This window comes from Actinosynnema sp. NPDC059335, from assembly GCF_042752395.1.
GTDB lineage: Bacteria > Actinomycetota > Actinomycetes > Mycobacteriales > Pseudonocardiaceae > Actinosynnema.
In genome coordinates, this window is record NZ_JBHYXZ010000003.1 from 1 (window position 1) to 21,853 (window position 21,853).

Here is a 21,853-nt window from a genome sequence, read left to right on the forward strand (position 1 = left end):
CCCCGCGTGTCCTACGTTCGCGTCACGCGTGTCCTACGTTCGGAACACCCGAGTTGAACGCTCAGGTGCAGCGGCCGCGTTCCGAGCGTTCAACTCGGGGTACGCGGACGTAGGACACGCGCGTTCCGGACGTAGGACACGCGCGATCGAGGGTGGGGTGGTTGTGTCACCATGAACGGCGTTATGGCTGCTCCTCGCGCTGAGGTCGTGATCGACCTCGACAACCTCCGGCACAACGTCGCCCACCTCGACGCCCTCGCGCCGACCGCCGACACGATGGCCGTCGTCAAGGCGGACGGGTACGGGCACGGCGCGGTGGAGGTGGCCAGAGCGGCCGTGGAGGCGGGCGCGACGTGGCTGGGCTCCTGCTCCCTCGCCGAAGCCCTCGCGCTGCGCGCGGCCGGGATCACCGCGCCCATCCTCGCCTGGCTCGACCCGCCCGGCACCGACTACGCGCCCGGCGTCGAGCAGGACGTCGACCTGGCCGCGTCCTCCCTCGGGCAGCTGGAGGCGATCTCGGCGGCGGCGGACAAGGCCGGTCGGACGGCCCGCGTCCACCTCAAGATCGACACCGGCCTGTCCCGCAACGGGTGCCCGGCCGCCGACTGGCCGGAGCTGGTCGAGCGGGCCGCCAAGACCCACAACGTCGAAGTTCACTCGATCTGGTCTCACCTGGCCGTGGCGGACGAGATCGGCCACCGGGCCACCGACGCCCAGGCCGAGCGCTTCGACGACGCCTACCGCGAAGCCCTCGCCGCGGGCTTGGACCCGCGCCGGCACATCGCCAACTCGGCCGCCCTCCTCACGCGCCCCGACCTGCACCTGGACCTGGTCCGGCCGGGCATCGCGATCTACGGCCTGAACCCCGTGCCGGCGCCGACCGACCTGCGCCCCGTGATGACGTTCCGGTCCTCGGTCGCCCTGGTCAAGCGCATCCCGGCCGGTGAGTCGGTGTCCTACGGCCTGAGCTGGACCGCGACCACCGACACGACCCTCGCCCTGGTGCCCGTCGGGTACGCCGACGGCGTGCCGCGCAGCCTCTCCCACCGCATGGACGTCTGGCTGGCCGGCCGTCGCCGCCCGGTCGTCGGCCGGGTCTGCATGGACCAGGTCGTGGTGGACTGCGGCGACGACGCGGTGGTCGAGGGCGACGAGGTCGTGCTGTTCGGCGCGGGCGACCGCGGTGAGCCGACGGCCCGCGAGTGGGCCGACAAGACCGGCACCATCGACTACGAGATCGTCACCGGCATGTACCGACCGCGTGTCACCCGGAAGTACGTGGGGACACGCTGGTGAACACGGTGTGGAAGGCCGTCGGTTGGGCCGGCGGCATCCTCGGCGCCGCCGCGACCGGTGTCGCGGTGGGCGTGGCCGCCAACCAGAAGAAGGTCTCGCACGACCGCCTGCTCGCCGACCCGCTCGCCGACGAACCGCTGGGCCGCCTCACCCCGACCCGCGAGTCCACCGTCGCGGCGGACGACGGCGTGCCGCTGTCGACGGAGGAGGTCGACCCGGACGACGGCGGGAAACCCGAGGTCACGGTCGTCCTCGTGCACGGTTTCGCCCTGGACCGCCGCTGCTGGCACTTCCAGCGCCGCGACCTGGCCGCGCTCACCGGGCCGCGGGTCCGCCAGGTGCTCTACGACCAGCGCAGCCACGGCCGGTCGGGCCGGTCCACGGCCGAGGGCAGCACCATCGAGCAGTGCGCCCGGGACCTCGACGCGGTGATCCGCTCGGTCGCGCCCGACGGCCCGCTCGTGCTGGTCGGCCACTCCATGGGCGGCATGACGATCATGGCGCTGGCGGAGCAGCGGCCGGAGCTGTTCGCCGACCGGGTGCGCGGCGTCGCGCTCGTCGGCACGGCGGCCGGCGCGGTCGGCGGCGCGGGCCTGCCGAAGTCGGTGCTGTCGCGCTACAACCCGGTGACGCTGGGCGTGGGTCGGCTCGCCGGCCTCCAGCCGGGGCTGGTGGAGTGGGTGCGGCGGCGCGCGTCCACGCTGACGTGGAGCGGGATCCGGGCGCTGGCGTTCGGCAGCGGCCCGGTCAGCCCGTCGCTGGTCGACCTGATGGCCAAGATGATCAACAGCACCACGGTGCAGGTGCTCACCGAGTTCCTGGAGACGCTCGGCACGCACAACCGCTACAAGGCGCTGGCCGGCCTGCGGCACTGCGAGGTGCTCGTGATCAGCGGGGACGCGGACAGGCTGACGCCGTTCTCGCACGCCGAGCGGATGGCCGAGGAGATGCCGCACGGCGAACTGGTCCGCGTGCCGGGGGCGGGCCACATGCTCATGTTGGAACAACCCGACCTGGTCACCGGGCACCTGGTCGGACTGGTTCGGCGCAGTGCCGCCGAACGGTCGGGAAGCGGGCGGCAGTGGTGGCGACGAGCGTGAGCGTGACGCTCCCCGAGGTGCACGACACCGAGGAGTTCGGGCGCAGGCTGGGTGGTCTGGTGCGGGCCGGTGACCTGGTGCTGCTGTCCGGCCCGTTGGGCGCGGGCAAGACGGCGCTGGTGCGCGGCCTGGCCGACGGGTTGGGCGTGGCGGGCCGGGTCAGCTCGCCGACGTTCGTGATCGCGCGCGTCCACGAGCCCGCGCCCGGTGGTCGCGGTGTGCCGTTGGTGCACGTGGACGCGTACCGGATCGGTGGTCACCTGGACGAGTTGGACGACCTAGACCTGGACACGGATCTGGTGGATGCCGTGGTGGCCGTCGAGTGGGGCGAGGGCGCGGCGGAGCGGTTGTCGGAGGACCACCTGCTGATCAGGCTGGAACGGCGGGACGACGACGTGCGGATCGCGCACCTGCACCCGCACGGGGCGTGGGTCGACCGGGAGTTGCCCGCCTGATCCGGGGGCGAGGACGCTTTCAGGCGCTCCCCGGCTCCGCGATCCCGCGAACCACGCCCAACTCGACCAGGTCCTGCGGCCTCAACCGGAGATCGTCCGCGAGCCGCCGCACGTCGTCCCGCTTCAGGATCGCCGCCGCCAGTTCCGGCGCGATCACCGAGAAGTAGGCGTCCGGCGCGATCCACGTGCGCTCCGGCGACGACAGCGCCAGCGCGCCACCGGACCCGCCCTCCCCGACGACCAGCGTGGTGATCGGCACCGGGGCCTCGGCGACGGCCGCGAACAGGTCCGCGATGGCCGCGCCGACCCCGGCCCGCTCCGCCGCCGGGTCGTTCGCCGCGCCCGGCGTGTCCACCAGCGTCAGCACCGGCAGCCCGAACCGCCCGGCCAACCGGATCACCCGCGCGGCGGTGCGGAACCCGGCGGGCGTGGTGGCGGCGCCGGTCTGCGCGGCGTACGCGATCGCCCGCCCTGCCCGCCGCCCGATGCCGCACAGCATCCCGGGGTCCACGCCGCCGGCCCGGTCGCCGCCGAGCGGCACGCGCAGGTCGAAGTAGTCGTCCAGGTAGGCCGCCGCACGGGGGCGTTCCGGGGCGCGTGCCCGCCGCACGGCGCTCCACCCGTCCGCCGGCAGGTCCCCGGCCCCCAGCGCACGGGGAACCTCGGCGGGCGCGGTGTCGGCGCGGGCCAGCAGGGCGAGGACCGTCGCCACGGTCGCGTCGACGTCCTCGGGCGGGACGACGAGGTCCACCGTGCCGGCCGCGAACTGGCCTTCGGCGGTGTACGCGGGGTCGTCCACGGGGCGCACCCGGCTGCCCGCGAAGCCGACCTGCGCGCCGGCCACCGCCACGACCACGTCGGCGCCCGCGCCCAGCGACGCCCACAGGCCGCCGGTGGTGGGGTCGCGCAGCACGGACACGTGCGGCAGCCCGGCCGCGCGGTGCTCCGCGCACAGCCGCGCGACCCGCTGGAGCTGCCGCAGCGACAGCATCCCCTCCTGCATCCGGCTGCCGCCGGTGGCGATCCGCGACACCACGGGCAGCCGCGCCGCCCGCGCCTCGGTGAACGCCTCCTCGATCACCGCGCCGGTCGCCGTGCCCACGGAGCCGCCGAGGAACCGGAAGTCGAACACGACCTCCACCGCGCGCGGACCCCGCCGCCAGGTCACGGACTCCTCGCCGCCGGTCCGCTCCCGCGCCCGCCGGAGCTGCTCCTCGTAGCCCGGCCAGCCCAGTGGGTTCACCGCAGCTCCCGCTTCAGCACCTTGCCCATGTCGTTGCGCGGCAACGCGTCCAGGTACCGGACCACGCGGGGCCGCTTGTGGGGTGACAGCAGCCTGGCCACGTGGTCGCTCAGCACCTCCGGCGCCGGCGCCTCGCCCCGGGCGACGACCCACGCCACGACCCGTTCGCCCAGGTCGTCGTCCGGCTCGCCGGTGACCGCGACCTCGGCCACGGACGGGTGCTCCAGCAACGCGTTCTCGATCTCGCCCGCGCCGATCTTGTACCCGCCGCTCTTGATCAGGTCCGTGGCGCGCCGGCCGACGATCCGCACGTAGCCGTCCGGGTCGACCACGGCCAGGTCGCCGGTGCGGAACCAGCCGTCGCGGAACGCCTCCCGGGTGGCGTCCGGCCGGTTCAGGTACTCCAGGAACAGGTTCGGCCCGCGCACCTCGATCTCGCCGGGCTCGTCGCCGACGACCCGCAGCTCGACCCCGTCCAGCGGCAGCCCGACGGTGCCGGGCCGCCGGTCGCCGTCCGCGCGGACGCTGGTGTTCATCAACGTCTCGGTCATGCCGTACCGCTCGACCACGCGCTGCCCGGTGAGCCGCTCGATGCGCTCGTGCACGGCCGCGGGCAGCGGGGCCGAGCCCGACACCAGCAGCCGGGCCCGCCCGAACGCCTCGGCGTGCTCGGGTTCGGCGGCGATCCGGTGGTACATGGTGGGCACGCCGAACAGCATCGTGCCGCCGTCCCGCAACGCCGCCGCGGCCTTCGGCACGCTGAACGACCCGAGGTGGTGCACGGTCCCGCCGCGCCGCAACGGCCCGAGCACGCCCACGCCCAGCCCGTGCACGTGGAACAGCGGCAGGCCGTGCACCACCACGTCGTCCGCGGTCCACGCCCACGCGCGGGCCAGGGCGTCGAGGTTCGTCGCCAGCGCCCGCCGGGGCAGCACCACGCCCTTGGGCGGTCCCGTCGTCCCGCTCGTGTAGACGATCAGCGCGGGCGCCTCGCCGTCCGGTTCGGGCAGCTCCACCGGCGGACCGGACGGCAGCTCGTCGTCCACCACGAGGTCCGGCGCGCTGTCGGCGAGGATGTGCGCCAGCTCGCGTTCGCCGACCTTGGGGTTGAGCGGCACCACCGGCACGCCGGCCAGCAGCGCGCCGACGACGGCCACGCACGTCTCGGGGGTGGACCGCGCCCACACCGCCACCCGCCGCCTGCCGACCAGCCCGTGCGCGACCGCGCGCGCCTCCCGGGCCAGTTGCTCGTACGTCAGCTCCCGCTCGGGGAACCGCAGGGCGATCTTCGACGACGGAGAGGCCAGCGCCGGCAGCAGCATCCACCAACAGTGACCTCATCCGTCGTCGTGCGCATCACAAGTGTGGTTCGAGCCACGCCATCAGGTGGATCTTCGGCCGAGCGCCCACGGTCTGTGCCACCAGCTCGCCGTCCTTGTAGAGCTGGAGCGTCGGCGCGGACATGATCCGCTGGTCGCGGGCGGTGCGCGGGCTCGCGTCCGTGTCGACCTTGACCACGGTCAGGTCGTCGCGCTCGCGGTCCAGCTCGTCCAGCACCGGCTCCAGCATCCGGCACGGCCCGCACCAGTCGGCGCGGAACTCGACCAGGACGGTGCCCGTCCGGGTGGCCTCGGTGAACTCGTCGTCGGTCAGCGTCCGCACGGTCCGCTCCTCTGCTCGGCGTCCTGAAGTTGCGCGCGCACCTGGTCGCGGGTCGCCTGGAGGCGGGCGATGCAGTCGTCCAGCTCGGCCAGCTTGCGCCGGTACACCTCGACGGACTCCGCGCAGGAGTCGCCGGTGGTGTGGCCCTCGCGCAGGCACTCGACGAACGGCCGGGTGTCCTCCAGGGCGAACCCGATGCCGGCCAGCGACCGGATCTCCGCCACCAGCCTCAGGTCGTCCTCGTCGTACTCCCGCTGCCCGTTGGGCCCGCGCCGGGCGGGCAGCAGGCCGAGGGACTCGTAGTAGCGCAGCGCCCGGGTGGTCGTGCCACCCCGCCGCGCCAGTTCTCCGATGCGCACGTCCCCGATCCTCCGACTTGACGTTGACGTCAACACAAGTGTTGCCCACGCCACCCGATACCCTTGTCAGTTGTGCTGGTGCTCGCCTTGGACACCGCCACTCCGGCCGTCACGGCCGGCGTGGTGGACCTGACCCCCGACTCGCCCCCCCGGCTGCTCGCCCAGCGGGTGACGGTGAACGCGAAGGCGCACGGCGAGCTGCTCACCCCGCACCTGCAGGAAGCGCTCGCCGAGGCCGGGCGCCGGCTGTCCGACCTCGACGCGATCGTGTGCGGCTCGGGCCCGGGGCCGTTCACCGGCCTGCGCGTCGGCCTGGTCACGGCCGCCGCCCTGGGCCAGGCGCTGAACCGGCCCGTCTACCCGGTGCCGACGCCGGACGCGATCGCGCTGGGCGCCGCCACCGGCAAGCCGCTCCTGGTCGCCACCGACGCCCGGCGCAAGGAGGTGTACTGGGCGGCCTACGACGCGGCCGGCCGGCGCACCGACGGCCCGCACGTGGACCGGCCCGCGGACCTGGTGGCGAAGCTGCCCGCGGTGGCCGCGGCCGCCGGCGAGGGCGCGGAGCTGTACGCCGACGTGCTCGGCCTGCCGCTGGTCGAGGCGCGCCACCCCCAGCCGGTGTCGCTGGTCGCCGCGGCGGCGGCCGAGCTGCTGGCCGGCGCCCGCCCGGCCGCGCTCACCCCGCTCTACCTGCGCCGGCCCGACGCCGTGGAGCCGGTCGGCCGCAAGCGGGTGACCAGGGCGTGAGTTCCCCCACCGTGACGATCGCGCCGCTGCGCCACGAGGACGCGGCGCGGTGCGCGCAGATCGAGCAGGACCTGTTCCCGGGCGACGACCCGTGGAGCGAGAACGCCTTCCGCAGCGAGCTGGACCACGGCAACTTCTACGTCGGCGCGTACCTCGACGGCGCGCTGATCGGGTACGCCGGGCTGGGCCTGACCGACTTCGAGGCGAGCGTGCACACGATCGCCGTGGTGGCCGACCACCAGGGCACGGGCGTGGGCAGGACCCTGCTGCGCGCGTTGCTGGCCAAGGCCGACGAGGCGGGGCTGCCGGTGTTCCTGGAGGTCCGCACGGACAACGCGCGGGCGATCGACCTCTACCTGGCGCACGGCTTCGAGCACCTGGGCGTCCGCCGCCGCTACTACCAGCCGTCGGGCGCCGACGCGTACACGATGGGAAGGCCCGCGAACCGTGACTGACCGGCTGATCCTCGGTATCGAGAGCTCGTGCGACGAGACCGGCGTCGGCATCGTCCGGCTCGGCGCGGACGGGTCGCTGGAACTGCTCGCCGACGAGGTCGCGTCCAGCGTCGAGGAGCACGCCCGCTTCGGCGGCGTCGTGCCCGAGGTGGCGTCCCGCGCGCACCTGGAGGCGATGGTGCCCACCATGCGCCGGGCGGTGGAGAAGGCCGGGATCGCGCTGCGCGACGTGCACTCGATCGCCGTCACCGCCGGTCCGGGGCTCGCGGGCGCGCTGCTGGTCGGCGTGTCGGCGGCCAAGGCGTACGCGGCCGCGCTGGACAAGCCGCTCTACGGCGTGAACCACCTCGCGGGCCACGTCGCCGCGGACACCCTGGAGCACGGCCCGCTGCCGAAGCGGTGCGTGGCGCTGCTCGTCTCCGGCGGCCACTCGCAGCTCCTGCTGGTCGAGGGCCTGGCGGAGAAGATCACCGAGCTCGGCTCCACCGTGGACGACGCGGCGGGCGAGGCGTACGACAAGGTGGCGCGGCTGCTCGACCTGCCCTACCCGGGCGGTCCGCCGATCGACGGGCTCGCCAAGCAGGGCAACGGCTGCGCGATCGCGTTCCCGCGCGGGCTGACGGGGCCGCGGGACGCCAAGTACGACTTCTCGTTCTCGGGCCTGAAGACCGCGGTGGCGCGCTGGGTCGAGAAGCGGGAGCGCGCGGGCGAGGAGATCCCGCTGGCCGACGTGGCCGCGTCGTTCCAGGAGGCGGTGGCCGACGTGCTGACCGCCAAGGCGATCCGGGCGTGCCGGGACCTGGGCGTGGACACGCTGGTGATCTCCGGCGGGGTGGCCGCGAACTCGCGCCTGTCCGGTCTGGCGGCCGAGCGGTGCGCCGAGGCGGGCATCGAGCTGCGCGTCCCGCGCCCCCGGCTGTGCACCGACAACGGCGCGATGATCGCGGCCCTGGGCGCGCACCTGGTCGCGGCCGGCGCGAAGCCCTCCGCGCTGGACCTCTCCACCACCCCCGGCCTGCCCGTGGGCACCGTCCAGATCCTCTGACCCCCGCGCGTGTCCTACGTCCGGAACGCGCGTGTCCTGCGTTCCGAACACCCGTGTTGAACGCTCAGAACGGCACGTCCAGCCCTTCGGCGTGCCCGGCGTCGAACGCCGCGGCGAACACCGGCCCGCCCAGGGCGGCACGCGCCGCCGCCTCGATCCGGTCCACGTCACCGCGTTCCCCGGGCGGCAGCGGCACGCCGACCGACGCGCGCGCCGCCGTCGCCGCCCCCAGCAGCCGGGCCGCGGTCTTCGCGTCACCCGCCAGCGCCCGCGCGCCCGCCAGCCCCTCCAACGCCAACGCGACCGCCCGCGGGTCGCCGACCTGCCGCGCCAACGCCAACCCCCGCGCGTGCAGCTCCCCCGCCCCCGCCGCGTCACCGCGCAGCTCGGCCACGAACCCCAGCTCCGCCAGCATCAACGTCGCGCCGGCCTCGAACCCGACCTGCCGGTACCACGGCCGCAGCCGCTCCCAGTGCGCCTCGGCCGCCGCCAGTCGGCCCTCCCGCCGCGCGCCCAGCGCCAACCCGGTCTCCGCGTACACCTCACCCGGCGAGAACCCGTGCTCCGCCGCCACCCGACGGGCACGTTCGTGCAGCTCACGCGCCTTCGCGTGGTCGCCCGCGGTCAACGCGACCCGGCCCAGCCAGGACAGCTTGTACGACACCTCCGGCCACGACCGCAGCTCCTCGGCCACCCGCAGCCCGTCCCGGTGCACGGCCTCCGCCCGCGCGTTGTCCCCGGACAGCTGCGCCAGCACGCCCAACCCGAACGACGCCTTCAACTGCCCCCACCGCTCGCCCAGCGCCGCGAACAGCTCGGCCGACCGCGAGGCCGACGCCCGCGCCTCGTCCACCCGGCCGCGCGCGAGCGCCTGGCTCACCCGGTCGCTGTGCGCGGCGGCCACGCCCCACCGGTCGCCCGACTCCTCGAACGCCGCCAACGCCTGCCCCGTCAGCTCCTCGGCGGTGGGCATGTCCCCCACGGTGGACAGCGCGTAGCCCAGGAACCACCGCGCCCGCGCCCGCTGCGCCGGGTCCGCGATGCCCGCCGTGCCCGAGATCGCCGCCGGTTCGGCCGGCTCGCCCAGCAGGAGGCCGAACCCGGTCCGCCACGCCACCGTCACCGGGTCGGTCGCGGTCATCAGCCGCCGCCCCTCCCGCAGCCGGCCGCGCAGGAACCAGTACCACGTCAACGCGCGGCTCAGCCGGGCCGCGTCGGCCGGGCCCGCGGCGTCGTGCGCGGCCCGCAGGTTCGCCGTGTCGGCGTCGAGCCGGTGCAGCCACTCCAGCTGCCGCGGCCCGCGCAGCTCCGCGTCCGCCCGTTCGGCCAGCGCGAGGTGGAACGCCGCGTGCGCGGCCCGCACGGCGTCCAGCTCGCCCGCCTCGCGCAGCCGCTCCCGCCCGTAGTCGGCGACCGACTCCAGCAGCCGGAACCGCGGCTCGCCGGTGTGCTCCGGGGCCACCACCAGCGACCGGTCGACCAGTCGGGTGAGCACGTCCAGCACCTCGTCGGCGGCCACGCCACCGCCCGCGCACACGGCCTCGGCGGCGTCCAGCGCGCACCCGTCCACGTGCACGGACAGCCGCCGCAGCACGACTCGCTCGGCGTCGCCCAGCAGGTCCCAGCTCCAGTCGATCATCGCGCGCAGCGTGCGCTGCCGGGCGGGCGCGTCCCGGTGGCCCCGGTCCAGCAGCCGGAACCGGTCGTCGAGCCGGTCCAGCAAGGCGGTCACGCCGAGGCCGCGCACCCGCGTCGCGGCCAGCTCCAGCGCCAGCGGCAACCCGTCGAGCCGGCGGCAGATCGCCTCGACCACCGCCGCGTTCGCCGGCGTCACCGCGAAGCCCGGCGCGGCGGCCGCGGCGCGGGCCGCGAACAGCTCCACGGCGTCCGCCACGTCCAGCGGCGGCACGGCCCACACCACCTCGAACGCCAGGCCGAGCGGTTCCTGGCCGGTGGCCAGCACCCGCAGCCCCGGCAGCGCCCGCAGCAGCCGGGACACCAGCGCGGCGACCGGTTCGACCAGCCGCTCGCAGTTGTCCAGCACCAGCAGCACCTCGCGGTCGCGCAACGCCTCCACCAGCGCCGCGCCGGACGCGTCCTCGCGCACGCCCAGCGCGTCGGCCACCGCGGTCACCACCTGCTCGGGCCGGCCCACGCCCGCCAGCTCGACCAGCCACACCCCGTCCACCACCAACACCCGCCGGGCGACCTCCAGGGCGAGGCTCGTCTTGCCGACCCCGCCGGGACCGGTCAGCGTCACCAGCCGGGCGTGCCGGGGCAGCTCGCACAGGTCCCGCACCGCCTGGTCCCGGCCGACCAGGTCCGTGACGGGCACGGGGAGGTTCGTGCGCGCCGACGTGACGGGGCCGAGGGCGGGGTCGTGGTCCAGGATCGCGCGGTGCAGGGCGACCAGCTCGGGCCCCGGTTCCAGGCCCAGCTCCTCGGCCAGCAGCCGGCGCAGCCCGGCGTAGCTCTCCAGGGCCTCCACCTGCCGACCGGCCCGGTAGAGGGCCTTCATGTGCAGGGCGCGCAACCGTTCGCGCAACGGGTGCCGCGCCACCTCCGTCGCCAGGTCGATTTCACTCGATCCAGCGAAATCTTCCACGGCTGACAGCCGTTCCTCCTGCCACCGCGCGACGATCGGCGCGAGGAACGGCGCGTCGGCGAACTCCGCCAGCGGCTCGCCGCGCCACAGCGCCAGCGCCTCGCCGGGCCGCCCGCCCGCCACCAGCTCCCGGAACCGCAGAACGTCCACAGTGGACGCGTCCACCCGCACCGAGTACCCGGCGGGCCCGTGCGCGACCAGCTCCCGCCCGCCCGGCTCCGCCGCCTCCAGCGCCCGCCGCAGCTGGGAGACCTTGGTCTGCAACGTGTTCACCGGGTTGCCGGGCGGCTCGTCGCCCCACAGGTCGAACGCCAACCGGTCCGCCGGGACGGGCCGCCCCTCGTGCGCGAGCAGGTCCGCCAGCAGCAGCCGCACCTTCGCCTCCGGCACCCGGACCGCCTCGCCGCCCGCCGTCCACACCCCCAGCGGCCCCAACACCCCGAATCTCACGCACGGACCGTAACCGGCGGACCCCAGCGGATCCCCAGCGGACCGTGCGCGGCCTTGACGACCGTGGTAGCGACACGAAGGAGCGAGAACGCATGAGCGACAAGACCCCGCTGACCGTGATCGGCCTCGGCCCGATGGGGCAGGCCATGGTCCGCAGGTTCCTCGACGCCGGTCACCCGACCACGGTATGGAACCGCACGCCCGCCCGCGCCGACGGCCTCGTCGCCCTGGGCGCGACCCGTGCCGCGACCGCCGCCGACGCCGTGGCGGCGAACCGGCTGCTGGTCCTCAGCCTCACCGACTACGCCGCCGCGGACGCCGTCCTCGACGGGGTGGACCTCGACGGCCGCGTCGTGGTCAACCTCGGCTCGGACACGCCCGACCGGACCCGCGAGGCCGCCGCCGCGCTCGCCGGGAGGGGCGCGGAGCTGCTGGTCGGCGGCGTCATGGCGAACGCCGAGATGGTCGGCCACCCGGCGGCGTACGTGTTCTACAGCGGCCCGCGCGAGGTGTTCGACCGGTGCGCCGACACGCTCGCGGTGCTCGGCAGGCCGGACTACCTCGGCGCGGACCACGGCCTCGCGCAACTGCTGTACCAGGCGCAGCTCGACGTCTTCCTGACCGCGCTGGCCGGGATGCTGCACGGCATCGCGCTGGCGAAGTCGGCGGGAGTGACGGCCGAGCGGTACGCGCCCTACCTCGTGGACAACCTGTCCACGCTGTCGATGTACGTCGAGGAGACCGCGCGGCACGTCGACTCCGGCGAGCACCCCGGCGACCTCGCCAACGCGGCCATGATGGGCGCCACCGCGGCGCACGTCGTGGGCGCGAGCGAGGCCGCCGGGATCGACACCGCGCTGCCCAAGGCGGTCCGGTCCCTCTACGACCGCGCCGTCGCGGCGGGGCACGGCAAGGACAGCTGGACCGCCCTGATCAACGTCCTGCGGGGGTGACCGGGAGCCGGCCGGGGCCGGCTCCCGGTGCGGTCAGACCGGGTTCAGGCCGGGGTTGCGGTCCTCGACCACGAACGACTTCAGCGTCGTGGCCTCCGCCCCGGCCGTCCGCACGTACGGCAGCGCCCGGAAGTCCGCCCGCAGCTCCCGCGCGGTGAACCTGGTCCGCACGTACCCGCGCCGCCTGCTGTGCAGCTTGATGTGCGGGTTGTTGCGCAGCTGCACCTGGTCCACCGTGTCGTTGCCGTCGCCGCCGGAGGTGACCGACGTGCACACCAGCTCGGTGCCCACGGTCCGCGACGACGCCGGGTCGTTCCAGTCGGCCTTGATGTCGGCGGCGTAGGCCGCGTGCACGTCGCCGGTGAGCACGACCGCGTTGCGGACCTTCGCGTCGACCCAGCCCCGCGTCACCCGGTCGCGGGACGCCAGGTAGCCGTCCCAGGAGTCCATCGACAGCTCCTTCTCCGGCCCGTCCTTGCGGTCGCGCTCGGCGAAGAACACCTGCTGGCCGAGCACGTCCCACCGCGACCGCGACCGGCGGAACCCGTCGAGCAGCCACGCCTCCTGGGCCGCGCCGGTGATCGTCCGGGTGGGCAGCCCGGCGTCGGCGCAGGTCTTCCAGCCGTCGCCGCACGCCTGGTCGTCGCGGTACTGGCGGGTGTCGAGCATGTGGAAGTTGACCAGGCCGCCCCACTGCACGCGCCGGTAGAGCTGCATGTCGATGCCGTTGGGCCGGGCGCCGCGGCGCAGCGGCATGTTCTCGTAGTACGCCTGGAACGCCGCGGCGCGCCGGGCGGGGAAGTCCGGGTCCGGCTGCTCGGGCACCTCGTCGGCCCAGTTGTTCTCGGTCTCGTGGTCGTCCCAGACCACGACCCACGGCGCCACCGAGTGCGCGAACTGAAGGTCCTCGTCGGTCTTGTACTGGGCGTGCCGCAGCCGGTAGTCGGCCAGCGTGCGGGTCTCCGGGCCGACGACGGTGCGCACGTCCGCCGCCTTGGCCGCGTACTCGTACTGGTAGTCGCCCAGGTGGAGGACCACGTCCGGGTGGTCCTCGGCGAGCCGCCGGTACGCGGTGAAGTAGCCCTCGCCGTAGTGCGAGCACGACGCGAAGCACATGGTCAGGTCCTGGCCGAGCACCCACGGCTCGGGCGTGGTGCGCGTGCGGCCGACCGGCGACAGGTGGTTGGCCACCTTGAACCGGTAGAAGTACTCGCGGCCGGGCCGCAGGCCGAAGGTCTCCACGTGCACGCTGTGCGCGGACTCGGGGCGGGCGGCCGCCACGCCGCGCCGCACCACGCGGCGGAAGCGCTCGTCCTCGGCCAGCTCCCACTGCACGGGCACGACCCGGTCGGGCATGCCGCCGAGGCCGTCCTCGTTCAGCGGGGAGGTGGCCAGGCGCGTCCACAGCACCATGCCGTCGGAACTCGGGTCGCCGGAGGCCACGCCGAGGGTGAAGGGGTCGCCGAGCTTGGCGGAGCCCGCGCCGGTGGTGGCGAGGGCCACACCGGCCGCGCCGCCGATGAGCAGGGAACGTCGGGTCACGGTGGTCATGGCACGACACCGTGGCGGATCGGGTTGGCGACCAGGTGAACGGCGGTGTGACACGAGTGGACGACTTCACCCGGCCGGTGCCGGGGGGTCGTTGAAGCGTTGGCACTCGCGTGGGTAGAGTGCTAGATGCACGGCACCAGCAACCGCCCCGACCCCCGCGACGGCGGGGTGGCAGGAGCCGTAACGCAACCTGCCAACGCTTTCGACGACCGTGGAGGTCAGCCCGGTGAGCGTGAACATCAAGCCGCTCGAGGACAAGATCGTCGTCCAGGCCAGCGAGGCCGAGACCACGACCGCTTCCGGCCTCGTGATCCCGGACACCGCGAAGGAGAAGCCCCAGGAGGGCAAGGTCCTCGCGGTCGGCCCCGGCCGGATCGACGACAAGGGCAACCGCGTCCCCGTGGACGTGGCTGTCGGCGACGTCGTCATCTACTCCAAGTACGGCGGCACCGAGGTCAAGTACAACGGCGAGGAGTACCTGATCCTCTCCGCCCGCGACGTGCTGGCCGTCATCAACTGACGCTCGGCTGACACGCAAGGCGCCCCGGCGAACCCCTTCCCGGGGCTTCCCGGGGCGTTTCGCATCGAGAGAGGCGTAGGTAATGGCCAAGCAGATCAGCTTCGACGAGGACGCTCGTCGGGCGCTCGAGCGCGGTGTGAACAAGCTCGCGGACACGGTCAAGGTGACCCTCGGTCCGCGCGGGCGGCACGTCGTGCTCGACAAGAAGTTCGGCGGGCCGACGGTCACCAACGACGGTGTGACCATCGCCCGCGAGGTCGAGCTGGACGACGCGTTCGAGAACCTGGGCGCGCAGCTCGCCAAGAGCGTCGCCACCAAGACCAACGACGTGGCCGGCGACGGCACCACCACCGCGACCGTGCTGGCCCAGGCCATGGTGCGGGTCGGTCTGCGCAACGTGGCGGCGGGCGCGAACCCGATGTCGCTGGGCGTCGGCATCCACGCCGCGGCCGAGGCCGTCGTGGACGCCCTCAAGGCCAAGGCCACCCCGGTCAAGGGCCGCGACAACATCGCCCAGGTCGGCACCGTCTCGTCCCGCGACGAGTCCATCGGCGCCCTGCTCGGCGAAGCCATCGAGAAGGTCGGCGAGGACGGTGTGATCACCGTCGAGGAGTCCTCCTCGATGGCCACCGAGCTGCAGATCACCGAGGGCGTGCAGTTCGACAAGGGCTACGTGTCGGCGCACTTCGCGACCGACCTGGAGGCCCAGGAGGCGGTGTTCGAGGACGCCCGCATTCTGCTGCACCGCGAGAAGATCTCGGCGCTGGCCGACCTGCTGCCGATCCTGGAGAAGGTCGCCGAGGCCGGCAAGCCGCTGGTCATCATCGCCGAGGACGTCGAGGGCGAGGCGCTGTCCACCCTGGTCGTCAACGCGCTGCGCAAGACGCTGCGCGTGGTCGCGGTCAAGGCCCCGTACTTCGGCGACCGCCGCAAGGCGTTCCTGGACGACCTGGCCGTCGTCACCGGCGCCACGGTCATCTCGGCCGAGGTCGGCCTGAAGCTGTCCGAGGCGAACCTCGACGTGCTGGGCACCGCCCGGCGGGTCGTGGTGTCGAAGGACAACACGACCATCGTCGACGGCGGCGGCACCAAGGCCGACGTCGCGGCCCGCGCGGAGCAGCTGCGCCGCGAGATCGAGGCCACCGACTCCGACTGGGACCGCGAGAAGCTGCAGGAGCGGCTGGCCAAGCTGTCCGGCGGCATCGCCGTGATCAAGGTCGGCGCGGCCACCGAGACCGAGCTGAAGGAGCGCAAGCACCGCATCGAGGACGCGGTGTCGGCGACCAAGGCGGCGGTCGAGGAGGGCATCGTGCCCGGCGGCGGTTCGGCCCTGGTGCACGCGGCCAAGGTGCTCGACGGCGGGCTCGGCCTGTCCGGCGACGAGGCGACCGGTGTCGCGATCGTCCGCGAGGCCCTCGGCTCGGCGCTGTTCTGGATCGCGGCGAACGCGGGCCTGGAGGGCGCGGTCGTGGTGAACAAGGTGCGCGAGCAGGACTGGGGCTTCGGCCTCAACGCCGCCACCCTGTCCTACGGCGACCTGCTGGAGGCCGGGATCATCGACCCGGTCAAGGTGACGCGGTCCGCGGTCACCAACGCCGCTTCCATCGCCCGCATGGTGCTCACCACGGAGAGCGCCGTCGTGGAGAAGAAGGAAGAGGAGCCCGCCGCGGCGGCCGGTCACGGGCACGGGCACGGGCACGGTCACTGAGAGCCGGTCGAGGCCGCGGCCGGGGCGGTGGGTCCCGGTCGTGGGTCTCGCACCGGGCCGCGGACCTCGGGTCGAGGTCCCGGAGCACGGCGTACGGGAGGGGCGGCACCCGCGAGGTGTCGCCCCTCCCGCGCGTTCGGCGGGGCGCAGCGGTCAGGCAGGCGTCAGCTGGCGCTTGCGCGCCTTGATGATGCTGTCCCGCTCGGACTCCGAGAGGCCGCCCCAGATCCCGTAGGGCTCCTGGACCGCCAAGGCGTGCCGCCGACACATCTCCAACACCGGGCACGACAGGCACACCGCCTTCGCCCGCGCCTCCCGGCGGGCCCGTGCCGGTCCGCGTTCCCCGTCCGGGTGGAAGAAGAACGCGCTGTCCATCCCGCGGCAGGAGCCGCGCATCTGCCAGTCCCACAGATCCGCGTTGGGACCGGGAAGCCTTCGGGTGTCCGCCATCGAGACCGCCTCCTTGGCCCATGGACGAGAACTGCTCCATTCGGCTTAACGATGATCCACCGTAGAACCGCGCCAAAACTTGTTCAAGGGGGTGTGAGGGCTTTTGACGGCAATTCATACGATGGGTGATCTCCCGGCGTGGTAAACGGAGTTGCCGGTGACGTCAGGTGAACGGACGATGTCCGCGTGACGACGCCCCCCGACCACGCCGGCGCCCTGTCGGACGGCGAGCCGGAAACGGTTGAGGCAGAAGAAGATCCAGCGGATTCGGTGACCCTGTCGGTGGCGGCCGTGGCCCGTCGGCTCGGCGTCGCGCCGGCCACGCTGCGCACCTGGGACCGCCGGTACGGCCTCGGACCCAGCGATCACACAACCGGGCGACACCGCAGGTACGCGCCACTCGACGTGGCGCGCTTGGAGCTGATGCAGCGGGCGCTGCTGCGCGGCGCGTCGTCGGCGGAGGCGGCCAAGTACGCGCTCGCCGGCCCCGTGCGCGCGCCGCTGTCGGCGGTGGTCACGGGCGGTGAGGTCGACGGGATGTCGGGAGCGGCCGGTGGGCGGGGGCTGAAGCTGCAGGCGGCCAACCGGCGGGCCCGCGGGGTGGGGCGGGCGGCGTTGGCGATGGACTCGGCGGCGGTGCAGGGGTTGCTCGCGGACGCGATCGAGGCCGACGGCGTGGTCGCCACGTGGAACGAGGTGGTGCGGCCGGTGATGGCCGCCATCACGGCGAGGTGGGAGCACTCCGGGGCCGGGGTGGAGGTGTCGCACCTGGTGGAGGCGTGCGTGCTGGCGGCGCTGGTCCGGGCGACGCCGGTGGTGGCGCAGCCGCGCAACCACCGGCCCGTGCTGCTGGCGTGCGCGCCGGACGAGCGGCACGACCTGCCGCTGTACGCGTTGGCGGCGGTGCTGGGGCGGCGCGGGGTCGGGGTGCGGCAGCTCGGGGCGGCGCTGCCGGCGGACGCCCTGGCGGCGGCGGTGCGGCGGACCGCGCCGGCGGCGGTGGTGCTGTGGGCGCAGTTGCCGCGGTACGCCGATCCGGGCGTCGTGGCGGGGTTGCCGCGGACGCGGCAGCAGGTGCGGGTGTTCGTCGGGGGGCCCGGGTGGGAGCGCGGGGTGGTGCCGCAGCCGGCGGAGCGGGTCAACGACCTCGGGTCGGCGGCGGATGTGGTGGAGAGGGCGGTTTGCGAGGTGTGAGGGTGAGGGGGCGGGATCGAAGGTCGGAAGATCAAGAGCGTCCTCGCCGGACGGGCGGATCAGCAGGATGACGGGGCGGGTGGTGAAACCCCGGTTGCGTCGTTGGTCGGAACCCTCCTGTTGGGGAAGGGCAGGTGGTTGGCCGGTGGGGGATGGAGGTGGGGTTGTGGAGCTGCGGCGGGTGGCGTTCGGGGATCGGCCCGGGGATGAGGTGTGGGCGGCGTTGCGTGGTGGTGGGGTGGAGGAGCGGTGGTTGGCGGCGGTGGCGCTCGGTGGGCAGGGGCGGTATGCGGCGGCGGTGGCGGTTCTGTCCGAGTTGGTGCGGGGTGGGGGGTTGTTCGGGTCGTTGGCGGCGTCGACGCTCGCTTCGCACCGGCGGCAGTTGGGTGGGCACGCGGTGGCGCGGGTGCTCGACGGGCGGGCGTTGGCGATGGTGCCCGGTGGCGGGCGCCGGGACGAGGACGACGTCGATGCGGCCGGTGCGCGGGTCGATGCGTTGTTGGGGCTCGCGGCGGATGCGGTCGGGGCCGGGCGGGTCGGGGAGGCGCGGCGGTTGCACGGGCTCGTCGAGCCCCGGGGGTGGCGCAGCCGGGTGAGGCACCGGTGGTTGGCGGCGGAGATCGCGTTGGCCGGTGGGTCGGCGGAGGAGGCGGTGGGGCACGCGGAGGTGGCGGCGGCGGTGGCGCGGGAGGCCGGGGCGAGGCGGCACGCGCTCAAGTCGGACCTCGTCCTCGGCACGGCGTTGGTGGTCCGGGGGACACCCGAAAGCGTCGATCGGGGGTGCCGACTGCTGGAGTGTGACCTAACTCACACTGACCGCGAGGGACTTTTTTCGTTGTCCTGGCCGGCGGCCCTCGTCCTGGCAAACGCGCAGGCAGACCGCAGTATTGCGGGCACGGAAAACATGAAGGAACGGGCGAAAAACGCTCTGAGCTGCGTGTTGCGCCGAGCGGACCCGATCGGCCGCCGGCTCGCGGCCCGCTCGCCGTGGATCCCGACTGCGCTGCTCCGTTCCGGGGAACCCCCGAACGCAGACCCTGAGACGAACTTCTTGACGGATTAAGCACCGGATCGTGTCAAGGTTCGGCTTCTAGCGTCCGATAGGGGATGTGGAACGTCACTCGGCTGCAGGAAGGAGTCCCCGTGACCACGGTCCTTATTTGCGACGACCGGCGCAGTGTGCGGGAGGGTCTCACCCGCGTGATGTCGGCTGTCCCAGGGGTTAGCCGCATCGACTGCGTAGCGCACGGTGACGAGTTGTTGGCTCGGTTCTCTCGGCAGCCGGTCGACGTCGTACTGGTTGGCACCCAGCGCGCCGTCCCGACCGGGGTCGAAGCGACCCGGCGACTCGTCTCGGCCAACCCGCAGGCAAACGTCATCGTCTTCGGCGCACCGGACGACGCGGGCAGCATCGCCGCCGCGATCGCCGGCGGGGCGCGTGGCTACCTCCGCTGGGACGCCTCGCGTCCCGAGTTGGTGGCCGCGCTGGCCCACACGCTCGCCAGCACGAGCGTGCCCGCGCCGCGCCAGCCCTCGGACCCGGGCGTCCAGCTCACCGAGCGCGAGCTGCAGGTGCTGCGCGGGATGAGCCAGGGCAAGAGCAACGGGCAGATCGGCCGCGAGCTGTACCTGTCCGAGGACACGGTGAAGACCCACGCCCGGCGCTTGTTCCGCAAGCTCGGCGTCCGGGACCGCGCCCAGGCCGTCGCGCACGGCTTCCGGCGCGGCCTCGTGTCCTGACGCACGGCGGCGAAGGTTTCTGAGGGCCCGTCGCATCCGTCGGACGGTTCGCAGCTTCACTTCTTCCTCCAGCCCGGCCCGGTGACGCGTGGACGCGCGTCGCCGGGCCGCCGTGCGTCCACGGCGTGTCGGCTGGTCAGGTGAGGTCCAAAGACCCCATCTGGACCCCATTGCCGAACATTCGGCCGCGCGACCGGTACGGTGAGCATCACCAGTACGGGGGACGTTGTCCGTCCCGTGCTGTTCTTTGTCGGTACGCCTACGCGTAACACCAGGGCAGTTGTCTGCGATGACCAACTTGGGGGACGGACTGGACGCCGAAGTGGGCGCAGCCGTCGATGGCGACCGCCACGCGATCGAGCGGCTCCTGGCATCCATCCGACCCCTGGTGGTGCGGTACTGCCGCGCCCGAGTCGGAAGGCAGGAGAGGTCCTTCGCTTCGGCGGACGACGTGGCCCAGGAGGTGTGTCTCGCGGTGCTGACGGCCCTGCCCAGCTATCGCGACCAGGGTCGGCCGTTCTTGGCGTTCGTCTACGGGATCGCCGCGCACAAGGTGGCCGACGCGCATCGCTCCGCAGCCCGGAACCGGTCCGAGCCGGTCCCGGAGGTCCCCGACGCCCCCGAAACGGAGGCCGGTCCCGAACAGCGCGCCATGCAGGGCGAGCTGTCCGATCGAATGGCACTGCTCCTCAAGGTCCTCCCGGAGAAGCAGCGGGAGATCCTGCTGCTCCGCGTGGTGGTCGGCCTGTCGGCCGAGGAAACCGCCGACGCGGTGGGCTCCACGCCCGGCGCGGTGCGGGTGGCGCAACACCGCGCCCTGGCCCGCCTGCGCAAGACGTTGGCAGCGGAGGAGGTGGTCTGAGTGGCTGACCAGCACGAGAAGGGCAACGGGAAAGTCGTGCGCGGACGAGATGAGAGACCGCCGCAGTCGGAAGACACCCTGACCGAGGACAACGCGGTCGGGCCGGGGGACGACCTCGCGGGCATCCGGGCTGACGACGCGCTGCTCGACGCCCTGGGCGGCCGGGACGGCGACCAGCCCGACTCGCTCGTCGAGGACGAGCTGAACGCGCTGCTGCTGGCGTGGCGGCGCGAGGTCGAGCAGCCGCCGATGGCCGAGCTGGTCGACACCGACACCGCGGTGGCCACGATCGCCGCCGCCCGGCCCCAGCCGCGAGGCGGGCGCCGGTACCTGATCCCCCTCGCGAGCGCCGCCGCCGTGCTGGCGATCGCGTTCACCGGGATGAGCCTGGTCGCGCGGGACGCCCAGCCGGGCGACGCGCTGTGGGGCCTGACCCGGGTCCTGTACTCCGAGCACGCCCGGTCCGTCGAAGCCGCCGTCGCGGTGCGCAGCGACCTCGACACCGCGCGGGCCGCGCTGCGCGAGGGCCGCTACAGCGAGGCGCGGGACGCGCTGCTCAAGGCGGGCGAGGGACTGCCCGCGGTCTCGCCGGACGACGGCAAGGACGACCTGACCCAGACGCACGAGTCGCTGCTCCAGGAGCTGACGAGCACCACGCCGTCGCCGAGCACGTCGTCCGTGCCGGGCACGTCCACCACGGCGGCCCTCACCACGACCACGACCACGACGCCGTCGGCCACGTCGCCGACGACGACCACGGTGCCGACCACGACGACCGTGCCGACGACGAGCTCGGAGACGGTCCCGCCGCCCACGGACGGCACGGCGCAGCCGCCGCCCCTGCAGACGACGGGCGAGCTGCCCTCCAGCGGCCAGACCCGCGGCGAGCAGACGACCGGGTCGGACACGACCGGCGGCACGAACAACTGACACGCGTGTGACCAAGCCCGCTCCCGTCCCGGGGGCGGGCTTCGTCACATCTCAGCGGGCGCTCTCGGTGGCGGTGACCCCGTCGGCGTAACCGCGGCAGTACTCCCAGCTCACGTAGGCCGCCGGGTCCGGGTCGTAGGCGGGCTCGTGCGGGCGCATCCGGCCGTCGGACAGCAGCTGCTCCAGGCTCGACCGGAGCAGGGCCCAGTCGTGGTAGTGCGGCTCCTGGCACTCGCCGCAGTCCACCACGATCCCCCTGACACCGCGCGGTTCCAGCAGCGCCTGGTACACCGCGAGGTCGCTGAGGTCGCCGACCAGCTCGGCCCGCTCGGCGTCGTCCATCGGCGGGTGGTCGTGGTCGTGGTCGGGCTCGCCGAGGGCCCGCGCCGGGTCCTCCGGGTCGCCCGCGAACGGGTCTGGTGGCAACGCGTCGTGCGGCACGACCCCGCACGGTACCGGGCCGACCCCCGACCCCGTCCAGATACCATGACCTGAACCCATCGCCGCCTGTGGAAACCCGATCCGCGG

At 73.9% G+C, this 21,853-nt stretch carries 22 protein-coding genes; 14 read left to right on the forward strand and 8 right to left on the reverse strand.

What is annotated here, in order from left to right; genetic code table 11:
• Positions 1–183: 183 nt before the first annotated feature.
• The 3 genes from alr to tsaE are packed head-to-tail and all read left to right on the forward strand — an operon-like array spanning position 184 to position 2,851.
• Complete coding sequence (gene alr, locus ACFXGA_RS01270) at positions 184–1,296, forward strand: alanine racemase (protein ID WP_378083178.1); 1,113 nt, start codon at positions 184–186, stop codon at positions 1,294–1,296.
• Positions 1,293–2,396: an alpha/beta fold hydrolase gene (locus tag ACFXGA_RS01275; RefSeq protein ID WP_378083181.1), complete on the forward strand. Its 1,104-nt coding sequence runs from the start codon at positions 1,293–1,295 to the stop codon at positions 2,394–2,396. The genes alr and ACFXGA_RS01275 overlap by 4 nt, the downstream gene beginning before the upstream one ends.
• Positions 2,393–2,851, forward strand: coding sequence for a tRNA (adenosine(37)-N6)-threonylcarbamoyltransferase complex ATPase subunit type 1 TsaE (tsaE, locus tag ACFXGA_RS01280; protein WP_378083183.1), 459 nt, complete (start codon positions 2,393–2,395; stop codon positions 2,849–2,851). The genes ACFXGA_RS01275 and tsaE overlap by 4 nt, the downstream gene beginning before the upstream one ends.
• A 19-nt stretch (positions 2,852–2,870) precedes the next feature.
• Here the strand turns inward: tsaE and ACFXGA_RS01285 are convergent, their stop codons facing one another.
• Genes ACFXGA_RS01285 through ACFXGA_RS01300 form a run of 4 tightly spaced genes read right to left on the reverse strand, consistent with a single transcriptional unit; the run spans position 2,871 to position 6,115 of the window.
• Entirely contained in the window at positions 2,871–4,094 is a 1,224-nt protein-coding gene (locus ACFXGA_RS01285; protein ID WP_378083185.1) for a carboxyl transferase domain-containing protein, read from the reverse strand.
• Entirely contained in the window at positions 4,091–5,416 is a 1,326-nt protein-coding gene (locus tag ACFXGA_RS01290; RefSeq protein ID WP_378083188.1) for an acyl-CoA synthetase, read from the reverse strand. The genes ACFXGA_RS01285 and ACFXGA_RS01290 overlap by 4 nt, the downstream gene beginning before the upstream one ends.
• Before the next feature lie 34 nt (positions 5,417–5,450).
• Positions 5,451–5,756, reverse strand: a complete 306-nt coding sequence (locus ACFXGA_RS01295) for a thioredoxin family protein (protein ID WP_378083191.1) — start codon at positions 5,754–5,756, stop codon at positions 5,451–5,453.
• Entirely contained in the window at positions 5,744–6,115 is a 372-nt protein-coding gene (locus ACFXGA_RS01300; RefSeq protein WP_378083194.1) for a MerR family transcriptional regulator, read from the reverse strand. The genes ACFXGA_RS01295 and ACFXGA_RS01300 overlap by 13 nt, the downstream gene beginning before the upstream one ends.
• Before the next feature lie 72 nt (positions 6,116–6,187).
• On the opposite strand from ACFXGA_RS01300, the gene tsaB reads away from it, so the two are divergent.
• Genes tsaB through tsaD form a run of 3 tightly spaced genes read left to right on the forward strand, consistent with a single transcriptional unit; the run spans position 6,188 to position 8,362 of the window.
• Positions 6,188–6,862: a tRNA (adenosine(37)-N6)-threonylcarbamoyltransferase complex dimerization subunit type 1 TsaB gene (tsaB, locus tag ACFXGA_RS01305; protein WP_378083196.1), complete on the forward strand. Its 675-nt coding sequence runs from the start codon at positions 6,188–6,190 to the stop codon at positions 6,860–6,862.
• 11 nt (positions 6,863–6,873) lie between these two features.
• Positions 6,874–7,317 carry a ribosomal protein S18-alanine N-acetyltransferase gene (gene rimI, locus ACFXGA_RS01310; protein WP_378083380.1) on the forward strand — a complete coding sequence of 148 codons (444 nt, stop codon included), beginning with the start codon at positions 6,874–6,876 and terminating at the stop codon, positions 7,315–7,317.
• Positions 7,310–8,362, forward strand: a complete 1,053-nt coding sequence (gene tsaD, locus ACFXGA_RS01315; RefSeq protein ID WP_378083198.1) for a tRNA (adenosine(37)-N6)-threonylcarbamoyltransferase complex transferase subunit TsaD — start codon at positions 7,310–7,312, stop codon at positions 8,360–8,362. Before rimI ends, tsaD begins: the two co-directional genes overlap by 8 nt.
• A 64-nt stretch (positions 8,363–8,426) precedes the next feature.
• On the opposite strand, the gene ACFXGA_RS01320 is transcribed toward tsaD, so the two are convergent.
• Complete coding sequence (locus ACFXGA_RS01320) at positions 8,427–11,417, reverse strand: BTAD domain-containing putative transcriptional regulator (protein ID WP_378083199.1); 2,991 nt, start codon at positions 11,415–11,417, stop codon at positions 8,427–8,429.
• Between the two features lie 92 nt (positions 11,418–11,509).
• Between ACFXGA_RS01320 and ACFXGA_RS01325 the strand changes: the two genes are divergently transcribed.
• Positions 11,510–12,370: an NAD(P)-dependent oxidoreductase gene (locus tag ACFXGA_RS01325; protein ID WP_378083201.1), complete on the forward strand. Its 861-nt coding sequence runs from the start codon at positions 11,510–11,512 to the stop codon at positions 12,368–12,370.
• A gap of 33 nt (positions 12,371–12,403) precedes the next feature.
• Here ACFXGA_RS01325 and ACFXGA_RS01330 read toward each other — a convergent pair whose 3' ends face one another.
• On the reverse strand, positions 12,404–13,921 hold the full coding sequence (locus ACFXGA_RS01330) for an alkaline phosphatase D family protein (protein ID WP_378083202.1): 1,518 nt from the start codon (positions 13,919–13,921) through the stop codon (positions 12,404–12,406).
• A 226-nt stretch (positions 13,922–14,147) separates the two neighbouring features.
• Between ACFXGA_RS01330 and groES the strand changes: the two genes are divergently transcribed.
• Complete coding sequence (gene groES / locus ACFXGA_RS01335) at positions 14,148–14,441, forward strand: co-chaperone GroES (protein ID WP_033428811.1); 294 nt, start codon at positions 14,148–14,150, stop codon at positions 14,439–14,441.
• A gap of 82 nt (positions 14,442–14,523) precedes the next feature.
• Positions 14,524–16,149 carry a chaperonin GroEL gene (gene groL / locus ACFXGA_RS01340; RefSeq protein ID WP_378083204.1) on the forward strand — a complete coding sequence of 542 codons (1,626 nt, stop codon included), beginning with the start codon at positions 14,524–14,526 and terminating at the stop codon, positions 16,147–16,149.
• A gap of 153 nt (positions 16,150–16,302) precedes the next feature.
• Here groL and ACFXGA_RS01345 read toward each other — a convergent pair whose 3' ends face one another.
• Complete coding sequence (locus ACFXGA_RS01345) at positions 16,303–16,599, reverse strand: WhiB family transcriptional regulator (protein WP_033428626.1); 297 nt, start codon at positions 16,597–16,599, stop codon at positions 16,303–16,305.
• 270 nt (positions 16,600–16,869) lie between these two features.
• Here ACFXGA_RS01345 and ACFXGA_RS01350 point away from each other — a divergent pair, with 270 nt between their 5' ends.
• The 5 genes from ACFXGA_RS01350 to ACFXGA_RS01370 all read left to right on the forward strand — a co-directional run bounded on the left by ACFXGA_RS01350 (position 16,870) and on the right by ACFXGA_RS01370 (position 21,325).
• Positions 16,870–17,793 carry a MerR family transcriptional regulator gene (locus tag ACFXGA_RS01350; RefSeq protein WP_378083206.1) on the forward strand — a complete coding sequence of 308 codons (924 nt, stop codon included), beginning with the start codon at positions 16,870–16,872 and terminating at the stop codon, positions 17,791–17,793.
• Between the two features lie 166 nt (positions 17,794–17,959).
• A complete protein-coding gene (locus ACFXGA_RS01355; protein WP_378083207.1) occupies positions 17,960–18,856 on the forward strand; it encodes a hypothetical protein in 897 nt (298 codons plus the stop codon).
• Between the two features lie 80 nt (positions 18,857–18,936).
• Positions 18,937–19,533: a response regulator transcription factor gene (locus tag ACFXGA_RS01360; RefSeq protein WP_015805222.1), complete on the forward strand. Its 597-nt coding sequence runs from the start codon at positions 18,937–18,939 to the stop codon at positions 19,531–19,533.
• A gap of 289 nt (positions 19,534–19,822) precedes the next feature.
• Positions 19,823–20,395 carry a sigma-70 family RNA polymerase sigma factor gene (locus tag ACFXGA_RS01365; protein WP_141980366.1) on the forward strand — a complete coding sequence of 191 codons (573 nt, stop codon included), beginning with the start codon at positions 19,823–19,825 and terminating at the stop codon, positions 20,393–20,395.
• Entirely contained in the window at positions 20,396–21,325 is a 930-nt protein-coding gene (locus tag ACFXGA_RS01370) for an anti-sigma-D factor RsdA (protein WP_378083208.1), read from the forward strand.
• A 51-nt stretch (positions 21,326–21,376) separates the two neighbouring features.
• Here ACFXGA_RS01370 and ACFXGA_RS01375 read toward each other — a convergent pair whose 3' ends face one another.
• On the reverse strand, positions 21,377–21,826 hold the full coding sequence (locus ACFXGA_RS01375; RefSeq protein ID WP_378083211.1) for a DUF5319 domain-containing protein: 450 nt from the start codon (positions 21,824–21,826) through the stop codon (positions 21,377–21,379).
• Between the last annotated feature and the right edge of the window lie 27 nt (positions 21,827–21,853).